Origin of the sequence: Paenibacillus sp. FSL W8-0439, from assembly GCF_038008995.1 — a bacterium.
Taxonomy (GTDB): Bacteria; Bacillota; Bacilli; order Paenibacillales; family Paenibacillaceae; genus Paenibacillus; species Paenibacillus polymyxa.
In genome coordinates this window covers 282,207-303,663 of the sequence record NZ_JBBPAK010000001.1, presented here as the reverse complement: position 1 = coordinate 303,663, position 21,457 = coordinate 282,207, and the positions used below count along the sequence as shown (strand labels likewise).

Annotated in this window: 16 protein-coding genes; 12 read left to right on the top strand and 4 right to left on the bottom strand. The window is 46.8% G+C overall.

The window, feature by feature from the left end; translation table 11 throughout:
* The first annotated feature begins 5 nt into the window (after positions 1-5).
* A complete protein-coding gene (locus MKX36_RS01275) occupies positions 6-935 on the top strand; it encodes a response regulator (protein ID WP_016820184.1) in 930 nt (309 codons plus the stop codon).
* Between the two features lie 103 nt (positions 936-1,038).
* Here MKX36_RS01275 and MKX36_RS01270 read toward each other — a convergent pair whose 3' ends face one another.
* Positions 1,039-1,521, bottom strand: a complete 483-nt coding sequence (locus MKX36_RS01270) for a MarR family transcriptional regulator (protein WP_025363747.1) — start codon at positions 1,519-1,521, stop codon at positions 1,039-1,041.
* Positions 1,522-1,623: 102 nt separating this feature from the next.
* Positions 1,624-3,117: a monooxygenase gene (locus MKX36_RS01265; RefSeq protein ID WP_025363746.1), complete on the bottom strand. Its 1,494-nt coding sequence runs from the start codon at positions 3,115-3,117 to the stop codon at positions 1,624-1,626.
* 306 nt (positions 3,118-3,423) lie between these two features.
* On the opposite strand from MKX36_RS01265, the gene MKX36_RS01260 reads away from it, so the two are divergent.
* Together MKX36_RS01260 and MKX36_RS01255 are read left to right on the top strand one after the other, a co-directional pair.
* The gene (locus tag MKX36_RS01260; RefSeq protein ID WP_016820181.1) at positions 3,424-3,921 is read left to right on the top strand and encodes a DinB family protein; all 498 of its coding nucleotides are present in this window, start codon (positions 3,424-3,426) and stop codon (positions 3,919-3,921) included.
* A gap of 170 nt (positions 3,922-4,091) precedes the next feature.
* Entirely contained in the window at positions 4,092-5,351 is a 1,260-nt protein-coding gene (locus MKX36_RS01255; protein ID WP_340866058.1) for an MFS transporter, read from the top strand.
* 23 nt (positions 5,352-5,374) lie between these two features.
* Here MKX36_RS01255 and MKX36_RS01250 read toward each other — a convergent pair whose 3' ends face one another.
* On the bottom strand, positions 5,375-6,196 hold the full coding sequence (locus MKX36_RS01250) for an endonuclease/exonuclease/phosphatase family protein (protein WP_016820179.1): 822 nt from the start codon (positions 6,194-6,196) through the stop codon (positions 5,375-5,377).
* 5 nt (positions 6,197-6,201) lie between these two features.
* The gene (locus tag MKX36_RS01245) at positions 6,202-7,866 is read right to left on the bottom strand and encodes a PTS transporter subunit IIBC (protein ID WP_016820178.1); all 1,665 of its coding nucleotides are present in this window, start codon (positions 7,864-7,866) and stop codon (positions 6,202-6,204) included.
* Positions 7,867-8,111: 245 nt separating this feature from the next.
* On the opposite strand from MKX36_RS01245, the gene MKX36_RS01240 reads away from it, so the two are divergent.
* The 9 genes from MKX36_RS01240 to MKX36_RS01200 all read left to right on the top strand — a co-directional run bounded on the left by MKX36_RS01240 (position 8,112) and on the right by MKX36_RS01200 (position 21,449).
* Positions 8,112-9,119, top strand: coding sequence for a LacI family DNA-binding transcriptional regulator (locus MKX36_RS01240; protein ID WP_017425636.1), 1,008 nt, complete (start codon positions 8,112-8,114; stop codon positions 9,117-9,119).
* Between the two features lie 154 nt (positions 9,120-9,273).
* Positions 9,274-11,556, top strand: coding sequence for a glycoside hydrolase family 65 protein (locus MKX36_RS01235; protein ID WP_340864078.1), 2,283 nt, complete (start codon positions 9,274-9,276; stop codon positions 11,554-11,556).
* A 24-nt stretch (positions 11,557-11,580) separates the two neighbouring features.
* The gene (gene pgmB, locus MKX36_RS01230; protein ID WP_016820175.1) at positions 11,581-12,246 is read left to right on the top strand and encodes a beta-phosphoglucomutase; all 666 of its coding nucleotides are present in this window, start codon (positions 11,581-11,583) and stop codon (positions 12,244-12,246) included.
* A gap of 165 nt (positions 12,247-12,411) precedes the next feature.
* A complete protein-coding gene (locus MKX36_RS01225; RefSeq protein ID WP_016820174.1) occupies positions 12,412-13,890 on the top strand; it encodes a spore germination protein in 1,479 nt (492 codons plus the stop codon).
* 4 nt (positions 13,891-13,894) lie between these two features.
* Positions 13,895-15,049 carry a Ger(x)C family spore germination protein gene (locus tag MKX36_RS01220; protein ID WP_340864077.1) on the top strand — a complete coding sequence of 385 codons (1,155 nt, stop codon included), beginning with the start codon at positions 13,895-13,897 and terminating at the stop codon, positions 15,047-15,049.
* The gene (locus MKX36_RS01215; protein WP_016820172.1) at positions 15,049-16,167 is read left to right on the top strand and encodes a GerAB/ArcD/ProY family transporter; all 1,119 of its coding nucleotides are present in this window, start codon (positions 15,049-15,051) and stop codon (positions 16,165-16,167) included. Before MKX36_RS01220 ends, MKX36_RS01215 begins: the two co-directional genes overlap by 1 nt.
* 209 nt (positions 16,168-16,376) lie before the next feature.
* Complete coding sequence (locus MKX36_RS01210) at positions 16,377-18,032, top strand: SWIM zinc finger family protein (protein WP_340864076.1); 1,656 nt, start codon at positions 16,377-16,379, stop codon at positions 18,030-18,032.
* Positions 18,029-20,992 carry a DEAD/DEAH box helicase gene (locus tag MKX36_RS01205; protein WP_340864075.1) on the top strand — a complete coding sequence of 988 codons (2,964 nt, stop codon included), beginning with the start codon at positions 18,029-18,031 and terminating at the stop codon, positions 20,990-20,992. The genes MKX36_RS01210 and MKX36_RS01205 overlap by 4 nt, the downstream gene beginning before the upstream one ends.
* A 112-nt stretch (positions 20,993-21,104) precedes the next feature.
* Positions 21,105-21,449: a hypothetical protein gene (locus MKX36_RS01200; RefSeq protein WP_016820169.1), complete on the top strand. Its 345-nt coding sequence runs from the start codon at positions 21,105-21,107 to the stop codon at positions 21,447-21,449.
* The last annotated feature ends 8 nt before the right edge of the window (positions 21,450-21,457 follow it).

The window sequence follows — 21,457 nt, the reverse complement described above, 5'->3', positions numbered from 1 at the left end:
CCCGGATGCGTTTTTATATTGTAGATGACGATCAGGGGATTCGTTCGATGCTGGCAGACATTATTGAAGACGAGGGTTTAGGAGAGGTTGTTGGGGAAGCGGAGGATGGTTCCTACGTGAATAGCGGCCTGCTGGAGCTGAACCGAATTGATGTATTGCTGATTGACCTGCTGATGCCGCTTCGTGACGGCATTCAGACCGTGCGTGCACTCGGTGATCAATTTAGCGGAAAAATCATTATGATTTCTCGGATTGAATCCAAAAACATGATCGGTGAGGCGTACTCACTCGGTATTGAATATTATATTGCCAAGCCCTTAAACCGACTGGAAATTATTGCAGTTATCCAAAAAGTAACCGAACGCCTGCGTATGCAGCAATCGATTACAGATATCCAGCGCACACTGCAAGGACTGTCGATGTTCACATCGAATGGCCCATCAGCGACACTGGAACCGACCCGAAACATTGTGAGTTCGGGACAGTTTCTGCTCTCCGAAATGGGAATGATCGGCGAAGCCGGAAGTGTGGATTTACTGGATATGTTGGAATACTTGGACCAATATGAGGAGGAAACAGGCAATCTATCCCCCTATCTGTTTCCCTCGCTAAAGGATATATTTGCCAATATAGCGTTGAAACGATTAGGAGACTCAGCTTCAGCAATAGAGCTAAGCAAGGAAATCAAGGCATCGGAGCAGCGTGTCCGCCGCGCTATTTTCCAGACATTAAGCCATATTGTATCGCTCGGGCTGACCGACTATACCCATCCTAAGTTCGAAAATTATGCATCCAAGTTTTTTGATTTTACAGAAATCCGCAAAAAAATGTTGGAGCTGCAAAACAATGTGGAGCCTTCACTATCTCAAGCCCGCATTAATACGAAAAAGTTCGTGCAGGTGCTCTATATGGAAGCAAAACGGCTATTGCATTAAAAGAAAAGCACCCGCATCTCTCCATGTAGCTATCACATGAAGAATAAACAGGTGCACATTGTCGATGATTTAAATGTCCTTTGGAATTGAGACTCATCTTCTGCTACTCCATAGCTTCCAAGAAACCTACACCATCGGACAGCAGACGCTTCAAGACATTTAGTTCTTCCGAGCTGTAACGATCTAAAAATTCAAATAACTGATGCTGTGCCTTAGCATGCAGCCGCTCATGTACAAGAAAGAGCTTTTTCCCCAACGGGGTTAGCCGAAAATAAATCTCTTTTTTGTTGTCGTTCAGCTGGGTTCTGCGAATCCAGCCTTCCTTGAGCAGCTTGGTGCTAACTTTCGAAACGGTCCCCTTGCTCAGCTCCATTCGTTCCGCTAAGGTTGTAACATTGATCGGCTCATGCCTCCCAATACAATCCATAACGTGCACATCCGTCATATTGAGCGAAGTCATTCCGTCAAAGTGCTCGCGGATTTCCTCGAGAAAGATCATGCCCTCTCTCTGCTGATGCTGCTCCAGTTGGTGATTCATCTTAATAAGCAAATCATAGACATGCTGAACCGATGTCGCCTTCTCCATACGAACAAGTAGTCACTCCTTTGGCATACTCCTCCTTTCATTATAGCCCACATTTGTTTCGCAGGAAACAATATGGTCATGATCATACCTTTTTCCTTTATATTAACGTGATAATGCATCCTTAATAACACTCAATATATCCGTTTGTTTCACAGAAACAGCCCAAGCGATATACCCATCCGGACGGATGAGAACCGTATGCACATCTCTCCATCCAACGGGCAATTCTTCAGCTATGGCCTCCACATATGAAATATGTGAAAGTGAGATATGGCGAAACTCATTCGATACCTTAGTATCCTGTGCAAGATGGAGAAGTACAAATCGGCCTTCATGAAGAAGATCGTAAGCATACGATGTCACTCCGTTAGGCAACCGCAATTCAAAATCAGCAAACCGTTTCCCGTTCAGCGGATGCTGCGGTATATTGCCAGCCCCTGGATAACATACATCCAGTGCACTAATCTGCTCTGCCATAGACCGATTAATTTCCGGATGGCGGAACCATTCCTCATGTAATTGGCGGTGCGCCAAGACAGCAGGCGTAAAATCCATTAAGCGGGTCTGAACCTCGGTATTCCGTAAAAACTGCGTATTAACCGGATAGCGTTCGTCATGATAGCTATTCAGCAGCGTGTCTGGAGCCCAGCCACGAATCACTCCTGCTAGCTTCCATCCCAGATTCGCAGCCTCTTGCAAGCCAACATTCATTCCCTGTCCGCCTGCCGGGAAGTGGATATGCGCAGCATCACCTGCTAGCAGGATTCTCCCTTTACGATAGGTCTGCGCCTGCCGCGTTGCATTCCCAAATCGAGATAACCAGCGAGGATTGGATACGCCAAGATCTGTACCAAGCAGATCGTACAGCTCTGTGCGCACTTCTTCCAGCGTTACAGGTGCGTCTTTCGGGACATCCATCAATCGAAGTGTAGTCAAAATAACCCGATAAATACCTGAAGACACGGGGGCAATCATCACCCCGCCTCGTTTACTATATTCGGAATGTACGCCATTTTCAGGCGGATTGGCTAACTCTACATCCGCTAATACAGCAGTCAGAGTAGTATCCGTGCCCGGAAAAGCAATCCCCGCTTGTTTCCGCACGATGCTACCGGCCCCATCCGCTCCTACGACATAGGCAGCAGTCATCACCGATACATTGGCTTGTGGTCCAGACGCGCGTACACTCACCACTTCTACGCCCTGCTCCTGCTCCCGTACAGATACCACTTCCATGCCACGATGGACGATAACTCCCAGCTTGAGCGCATGCTCCTCAATCAACTGCTCTGTAATCACCTGTGGGATAAACAATGTATAATTGGAGGAACTATCAAGCGCAGAAAAATCCAAGCGGGTATCCAGCATTGCAAAGTGACCTGTACGTATAGGTCTGCCGTGCTTCATAAACCGCTCCTTCAATCCACGCATATCAAACATCTCAAGTGTCCGTGGATGTAGCGTAAGCGCACGCGACTGGCGAATAGGCTCCTCCAAACGTTCAATTACACATACGCTTACCCTCGCCAATGCCAACTCAGCAGCCAACCACATCCCAACGGGTCCGCCGCCTACAACAATCACTTCGTAATCCATGTTCACACCCCTATCTAAAAACTTTATTCCCACCACCTATTGTTTCAACAGAAACAATATATATATACAGAAAGCTCCCCTTAACGTTTCCGTATATACTAAACAACACATATAAATGTCGTTTATTGTTTCTCCTGAAACAATATTATTGTAATTTAATTGAGAACAATTATCAACTACTTTATTAAAATGATTTCTGCCCTTTACTTTAAACCACGTATTCATTTACATTTTGGAAAATATAATTGTATAATCGTAAAATAAGACTAAGCTAGAAACAAGCTCTCATAGAAGGGATGATCCTACATGTCGGATGCCAACCAATTATTCGGTCAAGCGCTGGTTAAATCACTGGTCGGGGAACGTGGACATATTCGCGTGGCTCGGGCTTTGCCAGATATTAACGTCGAGCTAGCAGGGAAGAAAAACGCAGAAATGCCCTACAGCATTTATCAACTACTGAAACATATGATTTACTGGCAGCAATTTATGTTGGAGCATTTGGAAGGACGGAAGCCCCAGCTTCCGGGCAATGTCATGGAAAGCTGGCCCGAAGAAACTGGACCGCAAAGCGAAGAGGCATGGCAGGCTGTCATTAATGAATTTTTACAAGGCGTAGATCGGGCTGTGCAAATTGCCGAAACCGCGCAACTGGATGAATCACTGGCTCATTTCCCAGGTGAAACAAAAGCGGGATTGCTGCGAAATATCGCTTCCCACAATTCCTATCATTTGGGTGAAATTGTACTGCTGCGCCGTATTTATGGAGCTTGGCCACCACCAGGAGGCGGCTTCCCTGCTTAAAGGCTACACCACTCCCTTGTCATACGAACAGAGCATAAATTAAACAAAAGAATTCCTCTTATCCGCTGCTCATACCTCCATCAATGCATTGGGATTTGGGTACCGCGAGGAACTCACTTGCGTACTCTATATGGGAACCGACTAACTCGACTTGAAGCCGTTCATCCGTAATCAGGTGTAAACCGAATAACGGTTCCCATAATGCAAGCTCAAAGAGAGGCTCCGAGGATATGGTAAAACACTTATATTTAAATCGTAATATTGCCTGTATGATCGTGATCAGCCTTATTGCTAACATGAGTGGAAGCATGATCCTTCCACTCTTTGCTATTTATGTAGAGCAATCCGGGATATCTTCACTTGGCATGAGCATTTTATTTTCTTTGTTTTATGTGGGAAGATTTCTTGGTGGAGGCATGGCAGGACAAATATATGAAAAGATCGGTGCAAAACGCTTGGGGTTGAGCTTACTCATCGCCGAAATTGTTTGTATGCTTCTGTTCCCGGTTGCAGGAAGCTTCATTGTTTTATCTATACTTAGACTTCTTCAAGGCTTGGTGGCTATAGGGCTAACCGTCTTCGTCAGAGTCACGATCAACCATATGAGCACCGCAGAGAATCGAGGCACGCTCAATGGATATATCAGCAGCAGTGAAGGTGCTGGTATGATTTTAGGCCCTCTTATAAGTGGAGTTATCGTTTCTTATTTTTCTTTATCCTTTCCATTCTATTTCGTTGCTTTTTTTGCCTGTATATCCTTCGTTGCCGTTTCAAGAATGACTTTCGCTAATTCTCTCTTAAAGCCACAGCCACAGCATCCCCCCTTTCAAAAATCGCAGAGAAGAATCAAATTAACGAAACAGTTGTTGCTTTATTCCACCGTTCATTTTCTTGAAATGAGTGCATTTGCTATATTTTTAACATACTTCTCAGTATATGCGACCTACAAGCTCCATTGGAATCCAGCAGAAATCAGCGTAGCCTTTACAATCATCGGCATATCAACCTTTGTATCAGCACCCTTTATTGGCAAAATATCTGATATACTCAAGGATCGCTTGCTGCTATGTATCATCGGTCTATTGTTGATCATGATGGAAATCATCCTATTTCTGTGGTTCACAGAACCGTGGATCGTATACTTAGGGATGTTCATCGGAGGTATAGGAGGAGCCAGCTATCTGGATTCCTTTTACTCGCAGCTAGGAGATGTTATTCCTGAAGACAATAGAAGCTCATTTATCGGCAACGTCGTATCTTTGTCCGAAGTGGGGGCCATTGTGTCTCCAATCATTGCAGGCGCGCTCATGGACCGTTTTAGCCTCAATACCCCCTTTTATTACAATATGATGTTAGTATTGATTGCGATTGTTATTCAATATGTTATTCGATTAAAATCAAAATCCATAAGAAAAAGGCCACTTGCATAAGCAAATGGCCTCCTTTGTGTTCATCACAGTTCCAACTCGATTGCAACGCCGAAATGATCGGATACAACGGGTCCTGTTTTCCCGTTCAGTACGACCGTTGAGGATTGAACCTGTACTGTCTTATTGGAAAAGATATAGTCAATACGGAGCGGCTCCGCATTACTTTCCCAGCCTGCAATAGCTTTGATGACCGTGTGTCCTGCATCATGTACTACTGCATTCGGATAGGTGTCTGACCAACCGGATTGCAATACATAGTCATATCCTTCTCCGCGCACTTCAGCCGCGTTGTTGAAATCCCCCATCACAAACATAGGAGCCGGAGCTAAAGGAGCGAGCACTTCGATTGTACGATCCCATAGTCCGCGGAAGGATTCCTCATCATTCCACCAGTTATAATGCCCACTGACAAACCAGGCCTGCACTCCGTCCACCACAGTCTGAATGCCCACAATTTTACGCGAGCGGTAGTTGTCATAGTCCTGTACCGAGGAAACATATTCGTTCACCGTAGCTGTAATCGGTGCTTTGGACAGAATCGCCAAACCCTCGTCATATTTGGCAAAACCCACATGCGCAGGAGCCCACGTCCAGTGATAGGCATCGGACAATAGCCCATTCAGCACATAAGCATAGTTATCACGTTTAATGACAACTTCAGGATCTGCACTATAGTACGCGCCCAAATCGTCCGCTGACAAAGGAGTCTCTTTCATGGACTGATTCACTTCCTGCAAAGCAATGACATCAAACTGCTGTTCATCAATAAAAGCAGCCAATTGCTTTAGCTTATCGTGCTGGTTTTCTTCCATCCAAGCATGTGCATTTAAGGTTAACAATTTCAAGCTAATCACCTATTGAGTATGTCTTGTATATCTGATTTAAGCACATCGGCCTTTGGTCCGTAAACCGCTTGTACCCCATTATCTACTTTAATTAAGCCCAAGGCGCCTAGCGCTTTCCACGTCTTTTCATCCCCGACAGCTTCTGTATCCTTCACCGTCACACGCAGACGGGTCATGCAAGCATCCACCTCGACAATGTTCTGCTCACCCCCAAGTGTCTTGATGATATCCGCAGCCAATTGATTTTGAGTTGAAACCGCTGCCACACCATCCGTTAATGTACTCTCTGCCTCGGAAGTCGCTTGGGGCTCCTCATCCGTATAGTTCCCCAGTCTTCCTGGCGTAGCCATTTTGAATTTACCGATCATAAAATACGCGATAAAGTAGGTTGCTACCGCAAACACAACACAAGTCAGCACGAAGTTGATTATATCCTGTACCAACCCCGCATTTATAGACAATGGCAATCGAGTCAGCAGTTCAATCATACCAAATGAATGTAAACGCAGATGTATGATATCAGCCATTCCGAACGCGATTCCGGTAAGAATAGCATAAACTACATACAACACGGGCGCTACGAACATAAACATGAACTCCAGCGGCTCCGTCACCCCTGTTAAAAAGACGGCTGCTGCTGCAGAGAAAATCATTGACTTGTACTTGCTGCGTTTATCTTTATCTACGCGGCGATACATAGCCACGGCCAGCCCCATAAGGATACCCGCTCCGCCGATCATCTGTCCTACCTTGAAGCGGGCAGGCGTTACGTCTCCCAGCAAGCTGTTGTAGGCTGCCGGATCCGTACCACGAAGCGCACTGAGATCACTAGCCCAAGCCAGCCACAGCGGGTCTTGCCCAGCAACAACGCTTCCTGCTCCAGAACCCGTGAGCACCGTGTAAACGCCACCAAGTTGAGTATAGTTAATAGGAACGGTCAGCATATGATGAAGACCAAAAGGAATCAGCAGTCTTTCTAGTGTACCATAGACAAACGGCGCTACAAAAGGAGCCGACTCCCCCGAAGTCGCCAACCAGACGCCAAATTGGTTAATCCCTCCTTGGACAAATGGCCAGACAGCAGACATGATCAAACTAACGATTACAGACCATAAAATCACGACAAAAGGAACAAAACGCTTACCGTTAAAAAAGGCTAGAGCATCGGGGAGCTTGCGATAATTATAGTATTTATTAAACACCACGGCCCCGACAAAGCCGGAGATAATACCGACAAACACACCCATATTGAGTGCAGGAGCCCCCAAAATAGAGGTGAAATAACCACTAACCGGAATCGTTGCACCGAAGAGGGTATGAGTGGTTGCTCCTTCCTGGGTTAGCATCTTCGAGGATACGCCCAAAATCGTTCCTGTTGAAATATTGATGAGAACAAAGGCAATTAGAGCCGCAAAAGCCCCGCCCGCTCGTTCCTTAGCCCAGGAACCACCAATCGCCACGGCAAACAGGATGTGTAAGTTGTTGATAATGCCCCAGCCCAGATTCTCCATGACCCCGCCGACAGTCACCCAGAAATGAATATCGCCAGCCAACATCGCCACTACTTTACCAAGTGAAATCATAATCCCGGCTGCTGGCATGACAGCAACAACCACAAGAAGTGCCTTCCCAAGCTTTTGCCAAAAATCAAATGATAGAAGTTTTTTCATGCTCGTTCAGTCTCCATCCCTTATAGTATGTATAGCATGGGTAGTGCTCAATAAAAAATATTATGCAATCGGTTGCACGATTATTATAATGATATCGCTTTCTATTGGCAATACCCTAGTTATAAATATCTTGGTTAATGATGATAGAAATACTCGAAAAAGCCGCTAATTTGTTGAAATTGGAGCAATATCGTATGATAGAACATAATATTTTCTGCTTGAGATAGCAAAAGGAGACGAAGACGATGGCAGTAACCATCAAAGATGTCGCAAAACGTGCTAAAGTTGCTACTTCCACCGTATCCCGTGTCATTCAAGACAGCCCCAAAATCAGCGAAGCCACCAAGGCACGCGTTCGCAAAGAAATGAAGGCGCTTGGCTATGAACCCAACTATTCCGCTCAAAGCCTGGCTAACCGTGTCACACAGTCGATAGGCATTATTATGCCTGAATCGGACGTGGCGATCTTTCAGAATCCTTTCTTTCCGGAAAGCCTACGCGGGATCAGCGAATGGGTAAACGAGCACAACTATACACTGTCGATTGTCACAGGCAAGACGAGTGATGAATTGCTATCCCGCGTAAAGTTGATGACCCGGACCGGACGCGTTGACGGCTACATTGTCCTGTACTCCAAGCAAAAGGACAGCATCGTGGAGTATCTTCATAAAGAGAAAATCCCCTATACCGTCATCGGCAAGCCTCAGCAGTTTGTCAGTGAAACTACCCATGTAGACAACGATAACTACCAGGCTGCCAAAGATGTGGTCACTTATTTGACGGGGCTGAAGCATGAGCGCATTGCTTATGTTGGCGGTGATCAGGAACACATCGTAAATCTTGAAAGACTCCGAGGCTACCAAGATGCGCTACGAGAGGCTGGCTTGCCTCTACCAAAAGAATACGTGGTTAGGGAGCCCTTTAATCTGGAGGACATGCGCACGTTATTACAGGCTTCCCCGCCACCTACAGCGATGATCGTTAGCGATGACCTTGTAGCCATGGCCGTACAGAAAATGCTTGCTCAGTTAGGCGTATCCATGCCAGAGCAGCTTTCCATGGTGAGCTTTAATAACTTGATGCTGGCTGAGCTGATGAATCCCCCTCTTACTTCCGTGGATATTGATATCTTCAGCCTTGGTTATCAGGCTGCCAAAAGTCTGATCGAAAAAATTAAAGACCCGAAAGAATTGACCAAGCACATCATTGTTCCCCACCGAATTGTAGAGCGCAAATCAAGCCAGACACTATGAATCTCTAAGAAATGAACAAGAACTGATTTTGTGGATATTCATAAAATCAGTTTTTTTGCGTTGACAGGGCAAACGGTTGCACTATATACTGAACTCGCTCATATATTGGTTCCGTTAAAACAACGATCTCATTTTCCGAGAGGGGTACGCAATCATGGTTTACAACCGATTATTTGACGTAGATAGTTGGAAGCTGACAACACACACTCTACATAGCACACACATGCGATTACAGGAAAGCTTAACGTCCATAGGCAACGGTTATATGGGCATGCGCGGCAATTTTGAAGAAACTTATTCAGGGGATCATCATCAAGGGACGTATATCTCCGGTATATGGTTCCCTGACAAAACAAAGGTAGGCTGGTGGAAGAACGGCTATCCTGAATATTTTGGCAAGGTCATCAATGCTATGAATTTCATCGGCATCCGTCTGATTGTAAACCAAGAGGAAGTGGACTTATTTACGGCACAGATCAGCGATTTTGTGCAGGAGCTGGACATGAAGCAGGGAATCCTGCGGCGCGCTTGTACTGTGAACGACCAGGTTCGTATCACTACAGAGCGTTTTCTGAGCATTACCACACGTGAATTATGCCTGATTGATTATCAGGTCGAAAATATAAGCGATCAGCCTTTAAGCATTGAGCTTGTTCCTTATTTGGACGGCAATACGAAAAATGAGGACACCAACTATGACGAGGTATTTTGGCTGGAAGAGGCCCGTGAGGTTCAAGAGCAATTCATCAGCCTGTCCACAACGACGATAGATAATCCCTTCGGTATTCCGCGCTTTACCGTAAACGCTACCATGGGTATTGTAACCGAGGGACAAGATGAGCAGACGACGGAAGAGGGCTTTTTGTATGCTGCACGCCACTATCAATATAACGTCTCACCAGGGGACCGTATCCAACTGCAAAAAATTGTAGCCGTCACCACTTCACGCGATATGGAAAAGGATGCATTGATTCCGCAAGGTGAACGCATCGCTGTAGAAGCTGTGAACAAAGGCTACACCTCTCTTAAGCAAGAGCATATCGACGCTTGGGCCAGACGCTGGGACAAGGCAGATGTCGAAATCGAGGGGGATACGGAGGCCCAACAGGGAATACGCTTTAACATTTTTCAGCTATTCTCTACATACTACGGTGAAGATGCCCGTCTGAATATCGGACCGAAGGGCTTTACGGGTGAAAAATATGGCGGTGCCACCTATTGGGATACAGAAGCATATGCCGTACCTATGTACCTCGCACTTGCAGACCCAGATGTAACACGAAACCTGCTGCTGTATCGTCACCAACAACTGGAGGGTGCCAAACATAACGCAACCCAGCAAGGGCTTCGAGGGGCATTGTACCCTATGGTCACTTTTACAGGCGTGGAATGCCATAACGAATGGGAAATTACCTTCGAGGAAATTCATCGTAACGGTGCGATTGCTTATGCCATTTACAATTACACCAATTATACGGGGGACTTGACCTATCTGCATGACTACGGAATCGATGTACTGGTCGAAATTAGCCGCTTCTGGGCCGATCGGGTTCATTTTTCCAACAGTCGTCAGCAGTATATGATCCACGGGGTTACTGGGCCGAACGAATACGAGAATAACGTCAATAACAACTGGTATACCAATACGTTGGCTGCGTGGGTTCTGAAATATACATTATCGGTCTTGCCTCAAATTTCGACTGAGAAAGCGCAGCGCCTGGCAGTTACAGCTGATGAGCTTGCACATTGGCAAGATATCATCAACAACATGTATTATCCGTATGATGAAGAGCGAGGCGTCTTCGTACAGCACGATACCTTTATGGATAAGGATTTGCAGCCTGTATCCACTTTGCATCCTAGCAATCTGCCACTTAATCAGAAATGGTCATGGGATAAAATCCTGCGTTCCTGCTTCATTAAGCAAGCAGATGTGCTGCAAGGGCTCTATTTCTTTGGAGACCAGTTCACGCTGGAGGAAAAAGCGCGCAATTTTGCATTTTACGAGCCAATGACCGTTCATGAATCCAGTCTGTCTCCTTCGATTCATGCCGTGCTGGCCGCTGAACTCAAAATGGAGGATAAGGCAGTCGAAATGTATAAACGGACGGCCCGTCTGGATCTGGATAACTATAATAACGACACCGAAGACGGACTCCATATCACCTCTATGACAGGAAGCTGGCTGGCGATTGTACAGGGATTTGCCGGGATGAGAACCTATAATGAAACACTCAGCTTTTCCCCTTTTCTACCGAAGGACTGGAACAAATATACGTTTAAAATCAACTATCGCGGCCGCTTGCTAAGTATTCTCGTACAGGAGGGTGAAGTAGTCATTACCCTGCTGGACGGAGAACCGCTGACGCTGGAGCTGTATGGACAGCCAACGCACATTACCAGTGGGCAATCGTTAATGGCGAACAGTGCTTCATAAATGGACCAGACAGGGGGAAAGCATATGAAAGCAGTTATTTTTGATCTGGACGGAGTCATTACAGATACGGCTGAATATCATTTTCAGGCATGGGGCAGCTTGGCGGCAGCGCTCAGCATCCCTTTTGATCGGGAATTTAATGAACAGTTAAAAGGAATCAGCCGTACGGAATCACTCGAAAAAATACTAGTGCGTGGTAACCTGTCCGATACGTTATCAGAAGAAGGCAAGCAAGAACTGGCCATGCAAAAAAACACCGAGTATCAGCGGCTTATCTCAGCTTTAACTCCCGCAGACGTTCTTCCCGGTATTAAAGCGCTTCTGAAGGAGCTTCGTGAAGCCCGAATCGGCATCGCGCTCGCCTCTGCGAGCAAAAATGCAGCGTTTATACTGGATCGGCTGGAGCTAGCACACTATTTTGACAGTGTGGTGGATGTTACGTCCATTCGGAATGGCAAGCCTGACCCAGAAATTTTCCTCGCCGGAGCTGCGAATTTGGGCGTTCAGCCTGCCGATTGTATTGGCATAGAAGACGCACAGGCCGGCATTCAGGCGATCAAGGGCGCCGGGATGTTCGCAGTTGGTGTAGGAACGCCTTCGCAAATGCAAGGTGCGGATATCGTGGTAGCCACTACAGCCGAGCTTTCTTTGAGTATGCTGGAGGAACATTTTTACGAGTTCAAAAAATGATCTCATTCTGATTAAGTTCATATGACGTTATGTATGACTAGAGACGAACACCATTAGGTGTTCGTTTTTTTCTTGTACTGTACAAAAGGATTCATGAATATTTATCACTATTTTACACATATTACATGCATATCATGCTTAAGTTTTTTGAAGGGGGAAACGTCATTGGCAAGACCACTCGAGGCGAAATTGGACCATCTAAAAAAGACCCTGGGTCATCTTCCTGATGTCGTCTTCAAAAAAATGAATGTAGGCCAAACGGGAATTCATGTCATTATGATCTATCTCTCCGGTATTGCGGATACAAGTATGATTAACGAACAAATCGTCAAGCCGCTCATTTTAACTGGAGTCCGTGAAAACCACTCCCCAGTTAATCCTGAGAAAATAAAGGAGGAGTTGATACAGCAGACAGCATTTACGATCGATATGACAGAAGGGACAGACCTTGAGACGTGTGTAAGCAAAGTATTATCGGGATATACTTGTCTGCTGATCGAAGGAACGGATGATGTTTTTTTTGCTTCTACAGGCAAATTTCCTTCGCGAAGTGTTGATGAACCCAGCACCGAAACTTTGGTTAGAGGACCAAGGGAAGGTTTTATTGAGGATTTGGAAAGTAACCTGGCAATGGTTAGAAGGCACATCAAAGATATTAGTTTCAGAATAGACAAAATAACCATAGGAAGGAGATCCTCCCGTAAATTAGCAATCTTGTACATATCGGATATCGCAAATCCGGAGCTAGTTCAGGAAGTGAAGCGAAGAGTCGAGACGATTGATGTGGATGATGCTTCTGATACCGGGGTTATTGAGCAATGGATCGAGGAACATCCATGGTCTCCGTTTCCCCAGATTCAAGCCTCTGAACGCTCGGATAAAGCGATAACGGCCTTAATGTCAGGGAGGGTTGTCATTATGCTAGATGGCACCCCTTTTGTCCTAATTGCTCCCATGACCTTCTGGATGCTGGCTCAATCCCCAGAGGATTATTATGAGCGTTTTCCTTTAGGAACATTTTTCCGTATGCTTCGTTTAATGGCTTTGTTCATTGCAACATTCCTGCCTTCGTTGTACGTTGCACTCATTTCTTTCCATCCTGGATTAATCCCGCCTGAGCTGGTCATATCTATCGTTGCCTCAAGGGAAGGGATTCCCTTTCCCGTTTTTGTGGAGGCTTTGATTATGGAAGTGGCATTGGAAATATTACGTGAGGCAAGTCTGCGGCTACCCAAAGGGATAGGACAGGTTATTGGGATTGTAGGCGGCCTGGTTATTGGACAAGCAGCTGTCGAGGCGGCGGTTGTAAGTGCTTTTCTAATTATTGTTGTTGGTCTTACTGCCATTGCTTCCTTTGCAAGCCCGCAGTACAGCGGCAGTATCGGAATCCGGCTTCTTCGTTTTCCCATTATGATGATCGCGGGGGTTTATGGGCTTTATGGAGTAATTTTAGCCTTTATTTGTTTAGGCGTACACATGGTCCAGATCAAAAGCTTTGGAGTTCCTTACATGTCACCCCTAGCCCCTGTTCGGCTAAGAGATCAACAAGACACCTTGGTACGGGTTCCTTTTAAATACCTCAGAAAGCGTCCTATGATGCTAAAAACACAGGACGAAACACATTCTAACCGGAAAAGGAAGTAAACCTATGATTTCTTACGCCTTTCTGCTTCGTCGCACCCTCTGGGTGCAAAAATGCTTTGCCGCATGGATCGTGTGTGCTCTCCTCACCGGTTGTTGGGATAGCAGAGAGATCGATAACTTGAGTATTATTCAAGGTGTCGCCATTGATATGGATCAGCAGAATATGCTGGAACTTACCTATCAGCACTTAATCGCGCAGAAATCCAGAAAAAATATGTACAGCAACGTAACAACCTTTAACAAGGATTCCATCCAGTCTGCTTCCAGGGAACAGGCCAAGCAGGTATCCCGTGCTCCTTTATATAGTTTTATTCGCCTGATTTTGATTAGTGACCAAGCTATACAAAAAAGAAGAATCGACCAGTTGTTAGATACATTTACTCGCTCCTATAAACCAAGTCGAAAATCACTTGTTATGATCATAAAAGGCGATGCGAAAGAAGCGCTCAATAAGATCGGTAAACATCAAGAGATCCCTTCTATTGACCTTGAAGCAATGGCTAAAAACAGCAATTTAAACTCAAAAATACCTTATAGAATAACATTAGGGGAAATTTCTACGCATATCTCACAAGGAGCTGACTTCCTCGTTCAAGGCATAAAAACCAATGGAGGCAACCACTTCTCTGGCGCAGCTCTGATCAGCGGCAAAACGAAGAAATTTGCTTATTGGCTGGACGAAGAGGATGTCATCGGAATCAACTGGATGCTGGGAAAAACGAAGGGCTCAATTATTAGAATTGAGAGCTCAAAGTCAAATCAATCCGTGGTGTTTGAAGTTGAGGATGTCCACACTAAACTTATTCCTCACCTCAACGGGCAGGACCTCTCATTCACAGTTCGTATTAAAGCAGATATTAAACTAAACGAAAGCACGGTTAATTCTGAAGACTTCCTGAAGGAATCATTCATTCAAACCGCTAAACAAGAGGCGCAGGATGAAATCAAATATAACGTATCCCAATCGCTAAACACACTCCAGAAAGAAATGAGAGCAGATGTGGTCGGTTTTGGCACAAAAGTAAAAGTGAACTATCCCGCTTACTGGGATCGGGTAAAGGAAAATTGGCAAGATACATTCAGTCAAATACCAATCGATGTTAAGGCTGAAGTACAGATAGAGCGAACTGGTGCTTATACAAAAGGAGAGGGTGAATAATGTCTAATATACCTTCCATGAAACATGAAAAAATATCCACAATACAAGCCTTATTTACCGTCACTTCGACCGTGTATGCTGTGGGTATTGTCAGTTTACCAAGAACCATTGCAGAGAAGACGCAAACGCCCGACGTGTGGCAGGGACTTTTGCTGGCAACTCTGCTTGGAATCGTCGTCATTTTTATCCAGGTTAAATTGTGCCATAGATTTCCGGGGAAGACGTTCTATGAGTTCAATCCTGTGATTGCAGGTAAATTCATCGGCCTTCTGATCAATATCGCATTTATTGTATTTTGCATGATGATCTGCTCTTTTGTATGTAGAATGATGGCGGAATTCCTCAAAGGTCTTGCACTGGAGAGAACCCCGATAAGCATGATTCTCTTGCCATTTCTTCTGCTTATCGGGTATCTGACCTGGGGCGGTCTCCATGCAATGGTTCGATTGATTGAGCTTTTTTTCCCTTTAACTTTTGTTGTTTTTTTATTGTTGATCGTTCTTAATGTCAACCATTTTAATCTTGATCATTTGCGGCCTGTTTTCCATAAAGGATGGCGTCCGATCTTTGAATCACTTAAAGTTATACCTTTCTCTACAATGGGTTTTGAATCCATTCTTATATTAACTAATGTGATGACCCACCCACAAAAAGCATGGAAGGCCGGGTGGATCGGCTACTCGATTGCAATGGGTTTGTATATTTTAATGGTAACGATGGTCGTTGGCTGTATGTCCGTTGAAGAAGTTTCCCGACTGCAATGGCCTGTCGTTTCTTTTGCACAGCAAATTGAATTCCCCGGCGCGTTTCTGGAACGATTTGAAATATTATTTATCATTTTGTGGACGATCAAAATTTTCATGACCGCCTCAAATTATTATTTCTATATTGTGGCTGGGATCAGCCAGCTCACCCAAAAGTGGAACAGGTATATCTGTTATCTCCCGTTAATTATGTTATTTTGCCTGAGCATGTATCCCCAAAATTTTATTGAAATAGGCAACTTCGATAAAATAATAGGTTACTTTGGAATAGTGGTATGCGCGGCAGTACCCTTGGTGCTTCTCGTCATCTCTATGGTCTTCCATCGAACAGAGAAGCCAAATGGGAAGAAGTAGGGGATACTTCCTCCTCGTTCTTGCCAATGAATGCCCCCCTTATGCTATAGCGTAAGGGGTTTTTCACTTTTTACCCCAGCGGTTATTCTTCGGAATTTTCCAACTGTCCCCTCCACTCAATTTATATTCGTGAACTGATATAATGGAAGAGTTAAGCTACTATTAGATCAATATCAGATCAACTATTCTCTCTTAGGAGACTATTGCATATGAAACCAACCTATCTTTTGGATGATATACAGTGGCAGCAGCTCATTCAAAACGTGGCTGACCATTTTAATGATGTGACGATCAAACGAGGTTTTCAGTACTTTAAGCAGGGAAAGGTCAAAGAATTCGCAATGCCTGATGCTGACCATATCGCGGCTGTCGTGGATGGGAATGAACTCTACGAAGTGGATCTCCACTTGAGTGCTTTTGCTGCCAGCAGATGTACATGCCCTGTTCAAACCAACTGCAAGCATATGATCGCCGTATTGCTGAATTACGCGAATGAACAGGAACGTTCCGTGCATGCATTAGTGAACGCTCATTCGGCAGGATTCACACGGCTGACTACACAAGCAGACACCCGTACCACATCTGCTTTCCGGTCGAACCCTTCGCCGGATCACAAGGAAGCAACAAGAGATGCTCTCCGTAAAAAAGCAAGCAACATACCAGACATGCCCGTTTCCGAATGGCATGATCTGTTCGATCAGTGTATCGCCCTTAATCATGTACACACTCAAAATTCCCAATATGTGCAAAGTGCTTTAGCTTCGATCTATGCTGTGAAGCCGCCGCTCTCACCCGGTATGCAGCAGCTATATGGACTGCATGCCCATCTGCGTGTACTGGAGAAGCTGGTACCTCAGGCCCCCATGACGGGTTACCCCACTCATACCTATATGGGCTACTACACCCAAATCGCCGCAGATGAGCTGAAAGAGGCGATTGAACGTGATTTTGAGCGTCCTCTGGAGCTAACTGATGAACCGATGCACGAAGCTCGTATGGCAGAAACTTTAGCTTATTTGCGCGAGAAAATGCTGATAGAGTCGCGGAACGGTACTTATTTTTCAGACGCATATTATCAGTTTTGGCTGTACTGGGTGTATCCTACAAGGCAGGACCCTAGCATATATACGGAAGAATTACAGCATTTACTTGCAGCTGAAGAGGAGCGTAGTGCTACGTTGGCACGCCTTCCGTGGATGCTGGCTCAGAGCTGGATGTATGTTTACCAAGCGCAGGATCATAAAGCCTGGGAACTACTAGAGGAGGCGGAACGAGCTTTTCCACTAAAAATCTCCTCCAGCCAGTTGCTATTGTTCTTACATGCATTGCGACAGGCCGCAGATTGGGTACGTCTCAAGGATGGACTGCGACATATCGGCCCCCTCCTTCACAGTCATCGGGATGATCATTTACAGGATTATATGCATGATTGGGAGCTGGTTTTGCAGCACCTTCCAGATGCAGAACAGGACATGTGGGACACGCTGATGGGTATGCTTCCATTTGCCGGGGGGATGTATGAAGAGGCCCTGCTTGCTCATGAAAAATGGCGGCAATGGATCGACTATCAGCTAAGCATACGCAGTGAACCTTTGAGTTTTCGGGTGAGCGTGCTGCAACCCATCGAAAAGAACGCGCCAGAGTTACTGCTGCCCTTTTACCATCAAGCGGTAGAACGTTATGTGCTGGAAAAAAACAGATCTAGCTATAAAGCGGCAGTTAAGCTGTTAAAGCGATTGTTCAAGCTGTACAAAAAAATGAAGCAAGAAACACGCTGGGAGCTGTTCTTCATGACCTTTACCAGCCGTCACAGCCGCCTGCGGGCGCTACAGGAGGAATTGCGGAAAGGGAAATTGTTATCATGAGCCAATATACCGAAACGATTACGGTGTACATCCAATTAACTACCTATGGAGACGCGCTAATTTATGGCGATTCCTCCATGAACTATAGCATTTCCGGTCAAATGTTGAAGCAACGTTTGTTTGCTTGGCATGAGGCTTCATTTTATGGCACCGAGCTAGAGATTCAGCATGTTCAAGACACAGATATTATCGTGCTGCCCTCGGAGCAAGTGATTCCTTTTCTGGCAGAGCAGGAGTTGCTGAAGCACATCGAATGGATCTGGGACGAAGCCAATGCCCCGTGGCTTCGGCTGATCTCTCTGTTGGCTCACTGCATTGAAACGAAAGCCTATGTGCCCAGCTTCACGTCGTTCCAGGCGGGGAAGCTGCTATGGAAGTGGGATGCAGAAGCATTGGAAAATGTCCAACCGGCAGAGCTTGCCTTGCTGGACAGCCTGGATGAGAACGAGCGCGATGGCCTGGTAGCGGCGTTCTCGGCCGCTGTTTTTCAGCGCTGGTACGGCACCGAAGCGGAAGCCGCTGACTTGCGAAGAGAATATCCGATTCTCTTCGCTCCCCAACGCCAGGTCGCAGCAGGCCTGGATGCCCAGGCATGGCTGATCGCCATTGGCTGGAAGGCCGATACGGCGCCGTTCCGTCCGCTTCTGCAACTACTGGAGCCAGAGCTGGAGGACGACGAGCCGTCCTGGCAGCTCAAGCTAGTGTTGCAGGACAAGCAAGACCCGGCCTTGCTGGTGCCTGTACAGCTCGCCGATGACGGTTATGCCTCCGGCTCATGGCCTGATGCATGGACGGCGCATGTGCGTGAGCGCTCAGGCGGGTGGCTGGAACGCTTGACCGCTATTTTGCCCGCAGGGCAGCGTGCCGGAAGCCGTGATGACATACTGAGCCGCCCGCTCTCTGACGAAGCCGCATGGCAATTCCTGACGACCGACAGCCAGCGTCTGCTGGAAAGCGGTTGGCAGGTGCTGCTGCCAGCCTGGTGGGAGGCAGCCACCCGCAAGAAGCCAAAGCTGCGGGCCAAGGTTCGCCCAGGCGAAGGGGCGGGAGAGCGCACGAAGGGCAGCTCGCTGTTCGGACTGGACTCCATTGTCCAGTTCGATTGGCGTGTGGCCATCGGCGATGCCGATCTGAGCGAGTCGGAGTTCGCCGAGCTCGTGGCTCGCAACGAGCGCTTGGTGCGCTTCCGCGGCCAATGGATCGCGCTCGACCCTGCGCTGCTGGCGCAAATCCGCCGCGCCATGGCCGGGATCGACAGCACTCAGGGATTGTCCTTTCAGGACATCCTGCAGCTGCATCTGCTCGGCAACACCGACGAGCCTGAAGGCGATGCCTCGGGCGAGCAGCCAGAGGACCCGGCACGCTTCCGACTGGAAGTAGAGCTGAACGCTCATCTACTGAAGCTGATCAGCCAGCTCGGACGGCAATCGGAATGGCCCGCTTTGGACGTACCCGATGGGCTGCAAGCCGAGCTGCGGACGTATCAGCAGGACGGGTATGCATGGCTTGCCTTTTTGCGACGCTTCGGATTGGGCGCGTGCCTAGCCGATGATATGGGACTCGGCAAAACGGTGCAGTTTATCACTTATTTACTGCACCTACAGGACATTGCCGCCGAGACGGGGGTGCACTCCAGTTCGTTGCTGATTTGCCCGACTTCGGTGTTGGGCAACTGGCAGAAGGAGCTCAGCCGCTTCGCTCCCTCCTTGAAGGTCATGCTGCACTATGGAAGCAAGCGAGAACAAGGAGACTTGTTCCGCGAAAAAGTCGAGCAAGCTGATGTCATCCTGACCTCCTTCGCTACGGCAACTCTGGACCAAGAGCTGCTGCAGAGCATGACTTGGGATTCGATCTGCCTGGATGAAGCGCAAAACATTAAAAATGCTCAAACCAAGCAATCCACAGCTGTGCGCAGCTTCCCTGCACGTCATCGTATCGCGTTGACAGGAACACCTATTGAAAATCGGCTGTCCGAGCTATGGTCCATTTATGATTTCATCAATCCTGGTTATCTGGGCAGCTCACGCGCCTTTAGCAATCGCTTCATGAATGCTATTGAAAAAGAACATAATGAGCAGCGCACGTTGGATTTGCAAAAGCTGGTTCAGCCCTTCATGCTACGTCGCAAAAAGAAGGACCCTGCGATACAGCTTGATTTGCCTGACAAGAATGAGATGAAAACGTACATTCACCTCACCTCCGAGCAGGGTGCGCTCTATGATCAGATTGTTAAAGAACTGATGGAACGGATGCAGAAGCTGGAGGGGATCGAGCGCAAAGGAGCCATTTTATCAGCCCTGACCCAGTTGAAGCAACTTTGTGACCACCCTGCTCTCTTAACCAAGGAGGCGCTCCTGGATGCAGCAACTTCTGGTTATAGTCAGCCCGTTCTTGAAGCGGTTATTAGCCGTTCATCCAAGCTGGAGCGTATTCTGGCTATGGTCAAGGAACTGCGGGAAGAGGGCGAGCGCTGTCTTATTTTTACGCAGTATATTGGTATGGGACAGATGCTTCAGCAGGTACTCGCTCAGGAACTTCAAGAACCCGTGCTCTATCTGAACGGTAGTACATCCAAAACTGCGCGTGACCGAATGATTGATCAATTCCAATCACACACGCTTCCCCATGACGAGCAGCCGTCTGTGTTTATTTTATCGCTCAAGGCCGGAGGGGTGGGCCTCAATCTAACAGCTGCCAACCATGTCTTTCACTTTGATCGCTGGTGGAATCCAGCTGTTGAAAATCAGGCCACAGACCGAGCCTACCGGATGGGACAAACCAAAGATGTACAGGTTCACAAATTTATCTCGTTGGGTACGCTGGAGGAACGCATTGATGAAATGCTGGAGAGCAAGCAGCAGCTCAGTGACCAAATCATCACCAGCACCGAGGGCTGGATTACTGAGCTGTCTACAGACGCGTTAAAAGACCTCTTCACGCTACGGCGCGATTGGGCATAATGAGGTGCTAAGTTCGTTATATGCCTATTTTAAGGAAGAGTAGTTTATAGCACGGTCCAACACTCCTTTGTGTGCATTTAATATCTCATCACAACAAAGGAGTTGATTTGAAGTGGCCATTCGTCCTCCACAAACGCTGAAATCTACGGGCAGAAAGGTTCCTGTTACGAGATATCGCAATGTGAGTCCAACACAAACCCTTCGTAGATTTACAGTTATCTGGGCTAATAATGATGGTGTACCTTTTAACACGTCTGGATTTTTTGCAACACTCCGGCGTTTAGATGGAACCTTTGTGCAAGCTGCAGGCTTCGACCGCTTTGGTACTGCCCGATTCAACAGAGTCCGCACACCTACGAACCAGCCTTATATTCTGCGTACTTTTAGAGATGATGGAGTATTATTCCGCGTTAGATCCGTACCTGCTGGCGTGTCCTCATTTGTCGTTATTGGTTAAGTTCGTAC